Origin of the sequence: Bacillus shivajii (assembly GCF_020519665.1) — a bacterium.
Taxonomy (GTDB): Bacteria; Bacillota; Bacilli; order Bacillales; family Salisediminibacteriaceae; genus Bacillus_CA; species Bacillus_CA shivajii.
Genome location: NZ_CP084703.1, coordinates 1,920,810 through 1,933,827 on the forward strand (window position 1 = coordinate 1,920,810; position 13,018 = coordinate 1,933,827).

General features: G+C 38.8%; 13 protein-coding genes and 1 pseudogene. 9 read left to right on the top strand and 5 right to left on the bottom strand.

The genetic code is table 11. The annotated features are described in order from the left end of the window. Nucleotides 1–245: 245 nt before the first annotated feature. From LGQ02_RS09370 to LGQ02_RS09380, 3 genes are all read left to right on the top strand, one after another. Complete coding sequence (locus LGQ02_RS09370) at nt 246–1,706, top strand: protein adenylyltransferase SelO (protein WP_226517914.1); 1,461 nt, start codon at nt 246–248, stop codon at nt 1,704–1,706. Nucleotides 1,707–1,980: 274 nt separating this feature from the next. Next, the gene (locus LGQ02_RS09375; RefSeq protein WP_226517915.1) at nt 1,981–3,693 is read left to right on the top strand and encodes a DUF2207 domain-containing protein; all 1,713 of its coding nucleotides are present in this window, start codon (nt 1,981–1,983) and stop codon (nt 3,691–3,693) included. A gap of 337 nt (nt 3,694–4,030) precedes the next feature. Further along, entirely contained in the window at nt 4,031–4,342 is a 312-nt protein-coding gene (locus LGQ02_RS09380; protein ID WP_226517916.1) for a hypothetical protein, read from the top strand. A 33-nt stretch (nt 4,343–4,375) separates the two neighbouring features. On the opposite strand, the gene LGQ02_RS09385 is transcribed toward LGQ02_RS09380, so the two are convergent. Further along, nucleotides 4,376–4,924 (bottom strand): GNAT family N-acetyltransferase, encoded by a 549-nt coding sequence (locus LGQ02_RS09385; RefSeq protein ID WP_226517917.1) that lies wholly within the window; start codon nt 4,922–4,924, stop codon nt 4,376–4,378. Nucleotides 4,925–5,091: 167 nt separating this feature from the next. After that, complete coding sequence (locus LGQ02_RS09390; RefSeq protein WP_226517918.1) at nt 5,092–6,432, bottom strand: cytochrome P450; 1,341 nt, start codon at nt 6,430–6,432, stop codon at nt 5,092–5,094. Between the two features lie 60 nt (nt 6,433–6,492). Between LGQ02_RS09390 and LGQ02_RS09395 the strand changes: the two genes are divergently transcribed. Then, a complete protein-coding gene (locus tag LGQ02_RS09395) occupies nt 6,493–7,131 on the top strand; it encodes a DUF1664 domain-containing protein (protein WP_226517919.1) in 639 nt (212 codons plus the stop codon). A 1-nt stretch (nt 7,132) separates the two neighbouring features. Continuing rightward, on the top strand, nt 7,133–8,167 hold the full coding sequence (locus LGQ02_RS09400) for an alpha/beta fold hydrolase (RefSeq protein WP_226517920.1): 1,035 nt from the start codon (nt 7,133–7,135) through the stop codon (nt 8,165–8,167). A gap of 24 nt (nt 8,168–8,191) precedes the next feature. Here LGQ02_RS09400 and LGQ02_RS09405 read toward each other — a convergent pair whose 3' ends face one another. Then, entirely contained in the window at nt 8,192–8,491 is a 300-nt protein-coding gene (locus LGQ02_RS09405) for a BC1872 family protein (RefSeq protein ID WP_226517921.1), read from the bottom strand. A 143-nt stretch (nt 8,492–8,634) separates the two neighbouring features. Then, nucleotides 8,635–9,093 carry a hypothetical protein gene (locus LGQ02_RS09410; protein ID WP_226517922.1) on the bottom strand — a complete coding sequence of 153 codons (459 nt, stop codon included), beginning with the start codon at nt 9,091–9,093 and terminating at the stop codon, nt 8,635–8,637. 138 nt (nt 9,094–9,231) lie between these two features. On the opposite strand from LGQ02_RS09410, the gene LGQ02_RS09415 reads away from it, so the two are divergent. The 4 genes and pseudogenes from LGQ02_RS09415 to LGQ02_RS09430 form a co-directional block, all read left to right on the top strand. Beyond that, a complete protein-coding gene (locus tag LGQ02_RS09415; protein WP_226517923.1) occupies nt 9,232–9,651 on the top strand; it encodes a VOC family protein in 420 nt (139 codons plus the stop codon). Between the two features lie 199 nt (nt 9,652–9,850). Then, on the top strand, nt 9,851–10,342 hold the full coding sequence (locus LGQ02_RS09420) for a DUF2243 domain-containing protein (RefSeq protein ID WP_226517924.1): 492 nt from the start codon (nt 9,851–9,853) through the stop codon (nt 10,340–10,342). Further along, the gene (locus tag LGQ02_RS09425) at nt 10,332–11,138 is read left to right on the top strand and encodes a cytochrome c oxidase assembly protein (RefSeq protein ID WP_226517925.1); all 807 of its coding nucleotides are present in this window, start codon (nt 10,332–10,334) and stop codon (nt 11,136–11,138) included. The genes LGQ02_RS09420 and LGQ02_RS09425 overlap by 11 nt, the downstream gene beginning before the upstream one ends. A gap of 46 nt (nt 11,139–11,184) precedes the next feature. After that, a pseudogene (locus LGQ02_RS09430) lies at nt 11,185–11,286 on the top strand (glyoxalase); the annotation flags it as partial. A gap of 40 nt (nt 11,287–11,326) precedes the next feature. Here LGQ02_RS09430 and LGQ02_RS09435 read toward each other — a convergent pair. Beyond that, complete coding sequence (locus tag LGQ02_RS09435; RefSeq protein ID WP_226517926.1) at nt 11,327–12,859, bottom strand: nitrate/nitrite transporter; 1,533 nt, start codon at nt 12,857–12,859, stop codon at nt 11,327–11,329. Nucleotides 12,860–13,018 lie beyond the last annotated feature (159 nt).

Here is a 13,018-nt window from a genome sequence, read left to right on the forward strand (position 1 = left end):
GAACAGCGACGAGCAATACTTCTTCGAACTGCTTCGAGCTGCGACGAGTAACCGCAGGAGCAACGAGCTGAAGATCCACTTAGGCGAAGAGTTGTTGAGCCTAAGTTAGCTGAAGACAAGCCCTCGGGAAAGCGTCCGTCTGAAGTGAAGTTCACACTCATCATTCGGAATTTCGCATCATATTTTGAGTTATGAAATTGATTCAAATAGGATAAACGTCAAAGTATAAAGGAAAAGGGGATATAATGACAAAAGAAATAGGATGGAATTTTGACAATAGTTATGCTAAGCTGCCGGATTCATTTTTTTCACACCTTCAACCAACAGCAGTGAGTTCACCAGAATTGATTATTTTTAATGAAGAACTAGCAACCTCTTTAGGATTGGATGCTGGAGAATTACAAAGTGAAGATGGTGTCAATATACTTGCAGGAAACAAAGTGCCGAATGGAGCCTTTCCACTTGCTCAAGCTTATGCAGGTCACCAATTTGGTAACTTTACGATGCTCGGAGATGGGCGTGCGTTATTATTAGGTGAGCAGATCGTTCCTAATGGAGAGCGTCTAGATATTCAACTTAAAGGTTCAGGAAGAACGCCATTCTCTCGTGGGGGTGATGGTCGAGCGTCACTTGGACCGATGTTACGTGAGTACATTATTAGTGAAGCGATGCATGCGCTAGGAATTCCAACAAACCGAAGTTTAGCAGTAGTTAAAACAGGTGAGCCAGTCTTTCGTGAGACAGAACTTCCAGGTGCGATTTTGACACGAGTTGCTTCCAGTCACCTTCGTGTTGGCACATTTGAATACGCGAGAAGATTAGGGGAAGAGGATGACGTCCGTACGCTCGCTGACTATACAATCGAACGACACTATCCAAACGTGAAAGCGGATGAAAACCGCTACTTGTCCCTTCTTCAGGAAGTTATTAAGCGACAAGCGGAGTTAATTAGTAAATGGCAACTTGTCGGATTTATTCATGGTGTAATGAATACGGACAACATGACAATTAGCGGTGAAACGATTGATTACGGACCGTGTGCGTTTATGGATACGTATAATCCAGCAACCGTATTTAGTTCGATTGATCGACAAGGACGCTATGCTTATCGAAATCAACCACCGATCGCTGTATGGAATCTTGCAAGACTTGCGGAATGTTTATTACCACTTCTTCATGAAGATCAAGATGAAGCGATAAAGATTGCTGAGGGAGAGCTATCTACCTTTAAAGATTTGTATCATCATCATTGGCTTGACGGAATGAGAGCGAAATTAGGACTTTTCAATGAGGAGAAAGACGATGAATCTTTAATCGGAAACTTGCTTCATTTGATGGAAAAACACAGTGCCGACTATACGAATACGTTTCGCGCTCTAACATTAGGAGAACGTAAAGACTCAGCTATGTTTAATAGTGACGATTTCAAAAAATGGAATGATTTGTGGCAAGAAAGATTAAATAGGCAAGAGAAGTCGAAGGAGTCCTCACATGAGTTGATGCGTAATAGTAATCCAGCTATCATCCCACGTAACCATCGGGTAGAAGAAGCATTAGAAGCTGCAGTGGAAAGAGAAGACTACAATGTAATGAAACAACTCATTGATGTGCTTTCAAAACCGTATGCTTACACATCCGATCAAGACGATTACACAACACCGCCGGATCCATCATGTGGCCCATATCGAACGTATTGTGGTACGTGATGTGATGGACAGTTTTTTACTTCAGTCATATTTGTGAAAATAAAAATGTTAGTAAGGTAGGCACTTCTTTATCAAAGGGGAGTGTCTTTTTTTGTAACAGCAAGAGTATACGAATAACTTTTGGGGAGATACGGTCAACTTACTTAGAAATACGACCAACTATGTAGAGAATACGATCAACTTCCTGGAACCTGTGGTACATGTCGATGAATGCATGGTGAAACCTTTTCGATCGTTTATCGTAAATAATAAGCGAAGAGGAAGGGGCTGAACAATGTATAAAAAAATCATCATTTCCGTTATATTATTCATATTTCTTATTATACCTACACAAGTTTTAGCGGTCGATTTCAACATTACCGATGTTGAGATAGATGCTTATCTACAACCAGATGGCAATGTGTCCATCCAAGAGCGGCATACATATCAATTTAAAGGTGAATTTGGGGGTATGATTCGTGAACTAATCCCAAAAGAAGGAACTGATATTGTTCATCTAGAGGCCTTTGAAGGAGACCGTCCTTTGGAAGTGGAGTCAAATCAATATGAACATCGTATTCATCGAGCAGGTATTGATGAGACGATTACGGTTGACCTCTTTTATGAAATAAAAAGCGGGGTAGATGTGTATGCAGATGTGGCTGAATTTTACTGGCCATTTTTTGATCGAAGTAACGAATCGACGTATGAAAACTTAATCATAAACATTTTTCCACCAGAAGCCACAACCAATGTTATTGCTTTTGGTTATGATGAGGCCTTTGAGAAAGAGAAGGTTTTGCAAGATGGCAAGGTTCAATTTGAGTTTGGTGAGGTTCCTAGTAAACGAAATGGCGATATTCGGGTTGCTTATGACGCCAACTTATTTGGAGACGCCACGATTAGTTCGGATAAACGTATGGGGGATGAAATAGAAGCGGCAAAACAAGAATTAATTAATGAAGAGGTTACTAGCGCTGAAAAGAAGGAAGCACTATCATCCATCGGCTATATAATCGTTCCTCTATTTGGTTTACTCTTGCTTCTTCTTGTGTTTCGTTCATGGCTAGAAGCTAACCGCAGGAAAAAGGCGATCATGAAGGAATTAGGGAATCAGCGTGGATTACCAGAACAGGTCTTATCGTTACCAGCTACAATTTATTTGACAAATTACCATCAACTTTTACCAGAAACGATCGCAGCATCTCTATTAGACTTGGTTCGTAAAGGTCATGTTAAAAAATTAGAAGATGATCGCTTTCTCTTGATAAATCGCCAAAGTTTACTTCGTCACGAAGAAGAATTATTTAATTGGTTATTTGAAGAAATAGGAAATGGGACTGAATTTAGCTTTGAAGATTTAACGACCTATACAAAAAATAAAAAGAACCATGAAAACTATCAGCTGCACCATTCAAAATGGCAGAAAGCTGTTCGAAACGAAGTCAAAGAAGCAGGCTTGTATGAAAATAAAAATAAAATGCGCTTAATAGTAGGCTTATTTAGTCTTGGTTTCGTTCCGTTTTCCATTTTATTTGTGATGAATGGTTTGATCGGTTTGTTTTTTTCTTCAGTGATCCTCTTCTTAGGAATGGCTATTTTTGCGATTAGTTATCGTCCGAAAAAGTGGGAAGGTGCAAAGATGGCGTATGTATGGCAAAGGTTTAAAGCACAATTTCCTAAAATGACAGATGAGGATTGGCAGAAGTTATCTGAAGACGATCAAATGCGAGCGTTTATTTTCGGTTTAGGGACAAATGATAAAAGTCTGAAAAAGAAAAATGAATCATTAAAAAGCGCATTTAAAAATACAGCCAGTACAAATGGTCATCAATTGGGGACAGCTTACAGTTTCGATCCATCATGGATGGTCATTGCTGGAGTAGCCACATCATCTTTCAAGTCAGCCCAAAAAGAGGCATCCATAGCTGATAGTCATTCAGAAGGTTCTATCGGTGGCGGCGGTTCTGGAGCAGGTGGTGGTGGTGGAGGTTCTGGCGGTTTTTAACCCATGCGTAATATGATGAAGGACTGCCCGCCACATACCAAATGCGTGAAATAACAAAATAAAAGCCGTCCTGAACGCGTGACATTTTTCGTGCTAAAGTAACATATATGAATGTAAATAATCTTTTTGAAAGATAGGCACTTCCTAATAAACGTGAAGTGTCCTTTTTAATAGGAGTAGGAATGAGATCAACAGAGAGAGCTCGTTTCGTACTCCAGGGGGACGATGATCCTCTTATGGCAAACGTTAAAGTAGATTTGTCATGCTTCTCTCTTCATAAAATAGTAGATTCAAGCATAGGCATGTAACATAGTCAAAATCATAGAGGAGGATCTCCATGAGCAGTCCGTTTCTTTCTGGATTATTGATCGTTGTTGGTCTGTATGTTTTAAGTGAATTACTTCTTTGGAGATTTCCATCAAAATCCTATTTAAAATATGTGCCTAGTTTAATAGGGATCGTTACAAGCGGAATAATAGCTGTTGTAAGTACGTTAAATTTTGTCAGTTTACATGTTTATATTGATTACGTATTTTTCTCCATTGTAATCTTTAGTCTATCAGGACTAACGGGTGTGAGTATGACGATGAGGCATGAACCGCTGCTAAGTAAATTATTGCAGGAAAAAATAGAAGAAAAGTACCAGTGACTTGTCGAATTCGACAAGTCACTGGTACTTTTTTTAATTCATCTCTTTTTTATTAAATGAAAACGTCTCTATGTCATCCCAACCATATGCATGTTCATTTAGTTCATTGCCAGCGATTGTCGTTTTTTTATTGTACACTTCATTACCATGAAGACTCTTGAAAAAATCACATGACGGATGATCCTCGAACGTCCATAATGCCATTCTTGAATGGTGTAGGGACGATAAAAACTCTGCAATGCTTTCAAATAATTTTTTCCCTAAACCTTGGCCTTGTACATCAGGGTGAATATAAATTCCATAGAGCTCACCTGTGTATTTGATTCGAAGGCGAGGATCTCGCATCGTTCCGCCTAAAGCAAATCCTACGACGTTGTCTTGTGTATCTACGACGACAAACGTCATCGTACCACCACTTGTCGACTTTGGAAGATCCTTTTGCCAACGCTCTTCACGATCTGTATATGTAAATTTTTCGATAACCTTTGAAGGTAATATGTCTTGATATGCCGTGCGCATACAATCAACGTGAACACGGGCAATGCCTTTCCAATCATCTGTTGTTGCTTGCCTAATCCTCATAATTTCTCCTTTCATAAAACAGATTTCATTATATTATAAGGGTATCAGTTTACAAATATGATTTCACGGATTATCTTTTCTAAAAGATGGAAGGGGGGACGGTTCTTGTGCTTCTAATCGAATCCACAAAGAGTAAACCGTCCACATCCCTTCAGGATTACTTCCTGTTACCTTCTTTCAAGCTCCATTTGGATTCCACCTTTTGGCCTTAATGTGATGAGTGGTTGAGGACGAACGATCGGGTGGTCTTTAGTGAGCTTCATACGGTATTTTTTTGCAATACATGCTAAAACAAGAGCGGCTTCCATGAGCGCAAAATGATTACCAACACATACTCTTGGTCCGCCACCAAAAGGAAAGTATACAAAAGAAGGAAGCGACTCTATGAAGTGATCTTGAAACCTTTCAGGCACAAACTGATCTGGCTGGCAAAAATATTGCTCTTTTCGTTGCATGACATATTGGCTAATTAAAATCATATCTCCTTTTTTAAATAAATAGCGTCCAATTTTCACATCTTCGTCAACTTGACGACCGATCACATATGCCGGTGGATAAAGGCGAAGGGATTCATGGATGATTTGTTGTGTGTATTGTAATTGCGGAAAATGTTCAGGTTTTACTTCCTCAAGCCCAACGACTTGATCGATTTCTTCGTGTAATTTCTCTTCAACATTACGATTTTGGGAAAGGAGATAGAGCGTCCAAGATAACGCATTCGCGGTCGTTTCATGCCCAGCTAAAAAAATCGTCATCAATTCATCACGAAGTTGTTTGTCGGGCATCCCACCCCCATTTTCCTCATCTTTCGCTTCCATTAACACACCAAGTAGATCGTCTGAAGCCTCATTTACGCCTCGGCGGCTTTCGATCAAATTGTAAAGCACTTGATCAAGCTCTTTTATTGCACGTTTATATTTGCGGTTTGTTTTTGTCGGGACCCAGAGGGGCAGTGGAAGAATTGACCTCATCCGTTTAACAGCTAATGTCATCACGTTTTCCATTGGACTTCCGATCATCCTATGTCCTTCAGTAAACGCCATACTAAACATCGTTTTCGAGATAATCCCTAAAGTGATCGTCATCATATCCTCTGTAATGACTCTTTCTTCCCCGTGTTCCCAACGATCTATATAGCGGTTCGTCGTCTGTATCATATCTTGTGCGTATTGATTAATATGATCTCTTCTAAAACTAGGTTGAATGAGCCTGCGCTGCTTTAAATGATGGTCCTTTTCACTAGTTAAAAGACCTTCCCCGATAATTGGCTTTAACATCGTCAAGTCTCTAGATTTAACGAATTGACGTTGCTTTGTCACTAGTACTTGTTTAATTAAATTTGGATCTGAAATAAGGTATACGTTCTGCATTGGTCCAAACTTGAAGCGAGCGACCTCACCGTACTCCTCGGCTAGATTTTGTAAAAATCGTAATGGATTTCTCTGAAATTCATTCAATGACCCCGTAAAAAACTTTCCTTCTGGGCCTGGGGGAAGATGTTTTCCCATTAATAGTTCCCTCCTAACGAAAGCTCTTAACTCAACTTAGTTTATGAGGGAGTCATATACTTGCTTGTACATGCGTGGAAAGACACGAATAATGGGGATCTACTATTAATGAAAGAATACAGTTTTGGAACATGTCCTTTTCATTTGTATATAAATAGAATATACGTTATTCGTACGAAAACGACGAATGAAAGGAAGATAACGATGACCAAAAGGAGTAAACAAGAATTAACAGAACTTATGACATCGATTAGTCTCAACTTAGAGGACTATTTGAATAAAACCATTAAAAGCTTATTAAGTAACATTGAGAATGTTGAGAAAACAGGAGTTGGACTAGAAAATCATGCTGAACTATTAAAGAGAGTACGTAATTATACCGAAGTTTTAGCACAACAATTAAATCTCCCAACGAAAGAAGATGTCGCCAATGTCGCGAAAATAGTTATACAAATCGAAGAGAAAGTAGATGAACTAGAAGAAAGGTTGCTATGTTTAACAAAAGGGGAAGAAAGCCGGAAATATTATGAAGAACAAAAAGACGATGTAAAAGAGAAAGAGGATGTTGAAAAACGAAAAGATCGTTCTGTAGAAAAAGAATCGATGAAAAAGTTGATTCGTGAACAGCTCATAAAGAATGCATTTGATCCTCAAGCTTTACAGGAAACATTAGAGAATCACACTCATAGGAGGAGATAAGGTGAGAAAACATACTAATGGGCGCAAAAAAATCAGTCACATTTTTCCTCCAAAAGATATAGAAAGCCGTGTTGGTCAGACGTCAAAAACAGAAGTTTGGAAAATAAACAAAACGACTCTTTGGTATTATCCTGCAAAAAATAAACGGTATGAGACACCATTGTTTCTCATCTATTCATTAATTAACCGACCTTTTATTCTCGATTTATCCCCTGGAATGAGTATGATTGAAGCATTCGTTAATGAGGGTTACGACGTTTATTTACTAGACTTTGGCGTACCAGGATATGAAGATAAAGAAATAACTTTGGATGACTATATAACAACATATATTCATAAAGCTGTGAAGCGCAGTTTATTCCATTCCGGCGCTAAAGAGGTGACAATGATCGGTTATTGTTTAGGCGGGACATTAGCTACCATCTATGCAGCGTTTAGAAATGAAACGATAAAAAACCTTGTGCTATTTGCACCACCACTAGATTTTGAACATTCTCCTATTCCTGAAGAATGGGAAGACGCAATTAAAAACGGCCGAGTTCATCTTGATGAATTAATTGATATATACGGAGTGATCCCAGCAAAATATATGGAATGGATCTTACGATTAGCTGTTTCTCCAATTACGTATAGATCTTATCTTGGTCTTTTACAAAAGTCTCATGATAAAGAATATGTACAAAAATGGCATCTTTTCAATCACTGGTTAAAAGGGCATATTCCTTTTGCAGGTGCCACGCTAAAACAATTAATTAACGATATCGCAATGGACAATAAGTTAATAAAAAATGAGTTAAAGATTAATGGCACGCCGATTCATTTAGATGCGATTACGAGTGATTTATTAGTCGTTTCAACAACAGATGACGAAATCGTTCCAAAAGAACTCGTCAAACCGATTATGTCTCAGGTTTCTAGTGAAAATAAAACGCATCAGCACATAAAAGGAGGCCATGTATCGCTTGCAATAAAAGGTGAATTACCAGACTTCCTCAACCTATGGCTAAAAGAGAGGGACGGTTCTTCTGCTTCTTGAAGCAAAAGAACCGTCCCTTTGTTTCTAAAACCAATCATTATGAATCGGATTGTTTTCGGCAATCGAATATGCAGCATTTGTAATCGCTTCTTGTAGCGTATCACCGGTTGCGCAATACTTGTTAAAGCAAACCTCGTTGTCGCTTTTTTTAGAATATGTAAACCCGAACTTTTCAAATCGGTCGACGATTAACATCGCATGATCTAATTTTTTATCAGGTTGAAAATTTTCAATGATGTTTCCTTCTTCTGGATTGTACCATTTGTTCGTTCGATTCAATTTCCAACCTAAAACTCTACGAGCAATCACTTCTGTTTTATCCATACTCCCCCAACCCCTTTACAAAATATTTCCTGAATACGATAAGTTTAACATGTGAAAAGAATAGGGAGAGCCTGAAATATAGGCAAACTTTTTACAATTTGATTAACAGGAAGTGAGCTGAGCGATACGAAATCATTCACCTATTAATCTTCAAACCTATCGTAAGGGTATTCATCAAACGGAGAATTTAGTACGTCGTCATTTAGCGAATAAATAGAATGCGTAAAAGTATATGCTGGGATTTCTTTACCTGATTTTTTTAATTTTGCTCGAAAAACATCAAGCTGATAATGAATTTGTTTGACGTTTTGTTCTTTGAGTCGCCACTGTCTTTTTAAATAACGTGTAGTAATAAGGAGAATGATTAATGGAAGGCCAAAAAATAAAAAGAGCTGGAAGCCTTCCTTTGGAGCAATCCAAATAAAAAAGAAAAAGATAAAACCCATTGATAACCAAAGCACCATGTAACAGGACATGAGTATTGGACTTTCTAAAACCCTTTCAATCTTTTGTTGTTCATTAAAAGTTTTGCGTGATGTATGAATGAGTGCATAATAATGGTTCTTTATTTGTTGATCGTTCATTTCTCGTACGTTGTTCATGGCTACTCCTTCTTCGAATCACGATTTTCTTAGTAAACAACCATTTTATAATAAAATCGAAGCTGAAGTAGGTTGAAAAAGCTGGAAATGATATGTTTATGATAAAATGAAGGCATGTATGACATAAGGAGAGTTTCGATGGAGAAAAAACTAGACCATATAGGTGTTGCAGTAAGAAATATCGAGGAAAGTATCAATTTTTATACCAATGTTCTCGGTGGTACACTCATTGATCGATATCGTAGTGAGGCGCCAGGCGTTGAAAGTGAAATCGCGATTATCGAAGTGAATGGTGATCGAACTGAACTATTAATGCCGACGAACAATTCGACATCACCAATTGCTAGGTTTATAAAGCAAAAAGGTAAAGGGGTGCACCACATTGCTTATCGTGTGGCAAATCTCGATGAAGCCCTCGTTGAACTCGAGAAGCAAGGCATCCGTACGTTAGAAGATACGTTAAGAATCAATAAACACGGTCGACGTCTTATTTACCTTAATCCTGCCGATACGGAAGGAACAATTATTGAATACTGTGATTATCCGAATACAAATTAAGAGTGGAGGGCCTATGACGGGCAACTCCACTTTTTTACGTGAAAAAAATTTAGCGAAGTAGCTGGTAGACGTAGTGAAAGTTTTGATGTGTGAAGTATAAAGGGCTTGTTCAATGCATAGGGAGATCAGGCCCTCCGAATAATTTGTCATAAAAAGGAAACCATGAAGTTATGATCATCTACAAAAGAGAGGGACCTTCATGGATCACAACAACAATAAACAACGTTACCTTTATTCATCTCGTAATTTATGGTCGGGGATATTATTTGGCCTCGGATTAATTGCTTTTTTTGATGAAGTTGTCTTTCATCAACTGCTCCATTGGCACCATTTTTACGATAGGTCAACAAGAAGCCTCGGACTTATTTCAGACGGTTTATTTCATGCATTTAGCTGGTTTGCAACGATCGGCGGTTTATTTATGTTTGCAGACTTAAGAAGAAGACAAGCTCTTTGGCCAACGAGGTGGTGGGGCGGAGTATTCTTTGGTGCAGGTGCTTTTCAATTATATGATGGTATTGTCCAGCACAAAGTCATGAGAATTCACCAAATCCGTTATGTTGACAATGTGATTATTTATGATTTCATTTGGAATCTTAGCGCGATTGCGATTCTCGTTATCGGTATTTATTTCCTTTTAAAAACGAGACGCGAAAAGTTAGCAAATGAGGGAATCAGTCATGAGTCATGAACATCATATTGAAAGTGGCTTCCTCCATGATGTCGCTGGACCGATCCCGCAAATCGTACTTGGCTTACCTTTTCTGATCGGCATCATTCTTTATATCATTGCCGTTGTTTCGTCAAATCGTGATAAAACAAGATGGCCGTTTTACCGAACACTTTTTTGGGGCGTTGGTTCACTTTGTGCGATAGCTGCCGTTACAGGTCCATTAGCAGTAGAGGCTCATCACGATTTTTCTGTCCATATGCTTGGTCATTTGCTGCTTGGAATGCTTGCTCCTCTTCTTATGGTACTCGCAGCACCAATGACTCTAGCTTTACGAACGCTTTCTGTTACAAATGCGAGAAGACTCGCAAAAGTGTTAAAGAGTTCATACATTCGTTTTGTAACCGATCCTGTTGTAGCTTCGGTTCTAAATATCGGAGGGTTGTGGTTACTATATACGACGGGGCTATATGAGGCGATGCACGATTACATGTTGCTCCATATTTTTGTGCATTTACATGTATTTTTAGCAGGATATGCTTTTACCGTAGCGATGGTTGATATCGATCCTAAATCAAGCCGACCAAATTATATGTATAGAGCGGTTACTTTTGTTTTTGCCTTGGCAGGACACGGGATCTTATCGAAGTTTATTTACGCCTATCCACCAGCAGGAGTTCCTGCTGCACAGGCGGAAGCTGGCGGTATGCTCATGTATTACGGCGGTGATGCAATTGATATGATCTTGATTTTCATCCTTTGTCATCAATGGTATCGTGCAACAAGACCACGGATCGCGTATGGGCAACCAATGTAATGTCTTGGGTCTTGATTCTAAAAATGGGTTAGGGTTCCCACCACTAACATTTAGAATTAATAAAGACGCTAGACGTTTCATTTACCTTAATCATGCCGATACGGAAGGTACAATTATTAAATACGATGATTACCCTGAGACAAAGTAAAGAGTGGAGGGCCATTGGCGGCACTTCCACTCTCAGTTGATTATGGTGAAAAAGCAACTGCTTCTCGGTTGTATTCCGGTAATTTCTTTTGGGTATCGGTAAACATCCCAACATAACCAATCGTATTCTCTTGTTCATCTGTAATCGGTGTAATCGTTAGCCACACATTGAATTTTTCACCGCTTTTTCTACGATTACAAATTTCACCTTGCCAGTAACCAATGTGATCAATTTGATCCCACATTTTTTTGTAAAACTCTTCATCATGTTCACCAGATTTCATGATGCTCGGTGTTTTTCCAACAACTTCATCTACCTCAAATCCTGTGGTTTTACTAAAAGCGGGGTTTACCATTTTGATATAGCCTTTTGTATCAGTTACCATCACTGACTCTACCGTAGATTCAATCGCTTGGTGAGACAGGCTGAGCTTTTCTTGGTATAACATCCAAATGACTAGAATTAAACTTGCTAGTGCAACTTGTGACAACGCCATAAAACCAATCGCATAGTGGCCTGTCAAGCTGTAAAGGAAAGTTAACATAATTGGTGGGAAGAACCCTCCAAGTCCACCCATCGCACCAACTAGTCCATTAACAACACCGGCTTGCTTTGAAAAATAAAGTGGAACGAGCTTAAAGATCGCACCATTTCCAATCCCGGCAAAAAATGCAACAGCCAAGCAGCCAATTGTATAGAGAACAATGTTTGGCATAAAAGCTAACAGTCCTCCTGCGAAAGTGAGTCCCGCAAAAACAACAATTAAGATACCGAGTGCATTATATTTATCGGATAAATAACCACCAAGCGGCCGAATTAATGTCGCTAACAGAATAAATCCAGCGGTTCTCACCCCAGCATCAATGGCAGTAAGTCCAAAATGGTCAACTAAAAAGTTCGGTAAGTAAACGGTAAAAGCAACAAAGGCTCCAAATGTAATAAAGTAAAAGAGACATAAAAGCCATAGTTTGCTGCTTTTGTATACACTTTTTACTTGAGCGACTAAAGGTGTCGAGACTTTCACTTCTTTTTTATCGCCAAAAATAAAGTTTAACAATGCAAACGAAGCGATTAATAGTAAACTAAGTTGTACTGTCGAACTCCACCCGATATACCCGGCTAAAACGGGTGCTGAAAAAGAAGTAATCGCCGTACCAAGGTTTCCTAACGCATAAATCGCGTTAACCGTTCCGTGTTTTTCTTTCGGATAATACTTAGGTAATGACGTCACTCCGATAGAAAATGTGGCTCCAGCTACCCCTAAAAACAATCCTCCAATGAGTAAATCAATAAAAGTTGTTGCCTGACTCAGATAGTAAACCGGTAACAATAATGCGACGAAGCAAAGGAAGAAGAGTTTTCTCGCACCGAAACGGTTAGCCCAATACCCGAGCGGAATCCGTAATAGTGAACCAAGTATGATCGGGAAAGCTGTAATGAGTGCAATTTCATTATTCGTAAGTGGGATATCCTCTGTAATATAAGGCATAAGTGGAGATAACATCACCCACACCATAAACCCAGCTACTAAACTCAGAGTTTGTAAAGGTAATTGTAATTTTGTCTGCTTCATATTCAAAATCCTCCATGTTGAGTGGATGGTGTCAAAGACCATTATCAGAATATACTTCTATCTTTAAGATAACACCATAACTAATATGAAGATGTGATTAAACACACGTTAACCCGTATTTTTATAGAAAATTTTCTTAGATGTGAAGAAAAAAGGGGA

Excerpts from the sequence above, each read along its gene's own strand:
- LGQ02_RS09370 (WP_226517914.1), top strand. The coding sequence starts at position 246 with ATGACAAAAGAAATAGGATGGAATTTTGACAATAGTTATGCTAAGCTG.
- LGQ02_RS09375 (WP_226517915.1), top strand. The coding sequence starts at position 1,981 with ATGTATAAAAAAATCATCATTTCCGTTATATTATTCATATTTCTTATT.
- LGQ02_RS09380 (WP_226517916.1), top strand. The coding sequence starts at position 4,031 with ATGAGCAGTCCGTTTCTTTCTGGATTATTGATCGTTGTTGGTCTGTAT.
- LGQ02_RS09385 (WP_226517917.1), bottom strand. The coding sequence starts at position 4,924 with ATGAGGATTAGGCAAGCAACAACAGATGATTGGAAAGGCATTGCCCGT.
- LGQ02_RS09390 (WP_226517918.1), bottom strand. The coding sequence starts at position 6,432 with ATGGGAAAACATCTTCCCCCAGGCCCAGAAGGAAAGTTTTTTACGGGG.
- LGQ02_RS09405 (WP_226517921.1), bottom strand. The coding sequence starts at position 8,491 with ATGGATAAAACAGAAGTGATTGCTCGTAGAGTTTTAGGTTGGAAATTG.
- LGQ02_RS09410 (WP_226517922.1), bottom strand. The coding sequence starts at position 9,093 with ATGAACAACGTACGAGAAATGAACGATCAACAAATAAAGAACCATTAT.
- LGQ02_RS09415 (WP_226517923.1), top strand. The coding sequence starts at position 9,232 with ATGGAGAAAAAACTAGACCATATAGGTGTTGCAGTAAGAAATATCGAG.
- LGQ02_RS09420 (WP_226517924.1), top strand. The coding sequence starts at position 9,851 with ATGGATCACAACAACAATAAACAACGTTACCTTTATTCATCTCGTAAT.
- LGQ02_RS09425 (WP_226517925.1), top strand. The coding sequence starts at position 10,332 with ATGAGTCATGAACATCATATTGAAAGTGGCTTCCTCCATGATGTCGCT.
- LGQ02_RS09435 (WP_226517926.1), bottom strand. The coding sequence starts at position 12,859 with ATGAAGCAGACAAAATTACAATTACCTTTACAAACTCTGAGTTTAGTA.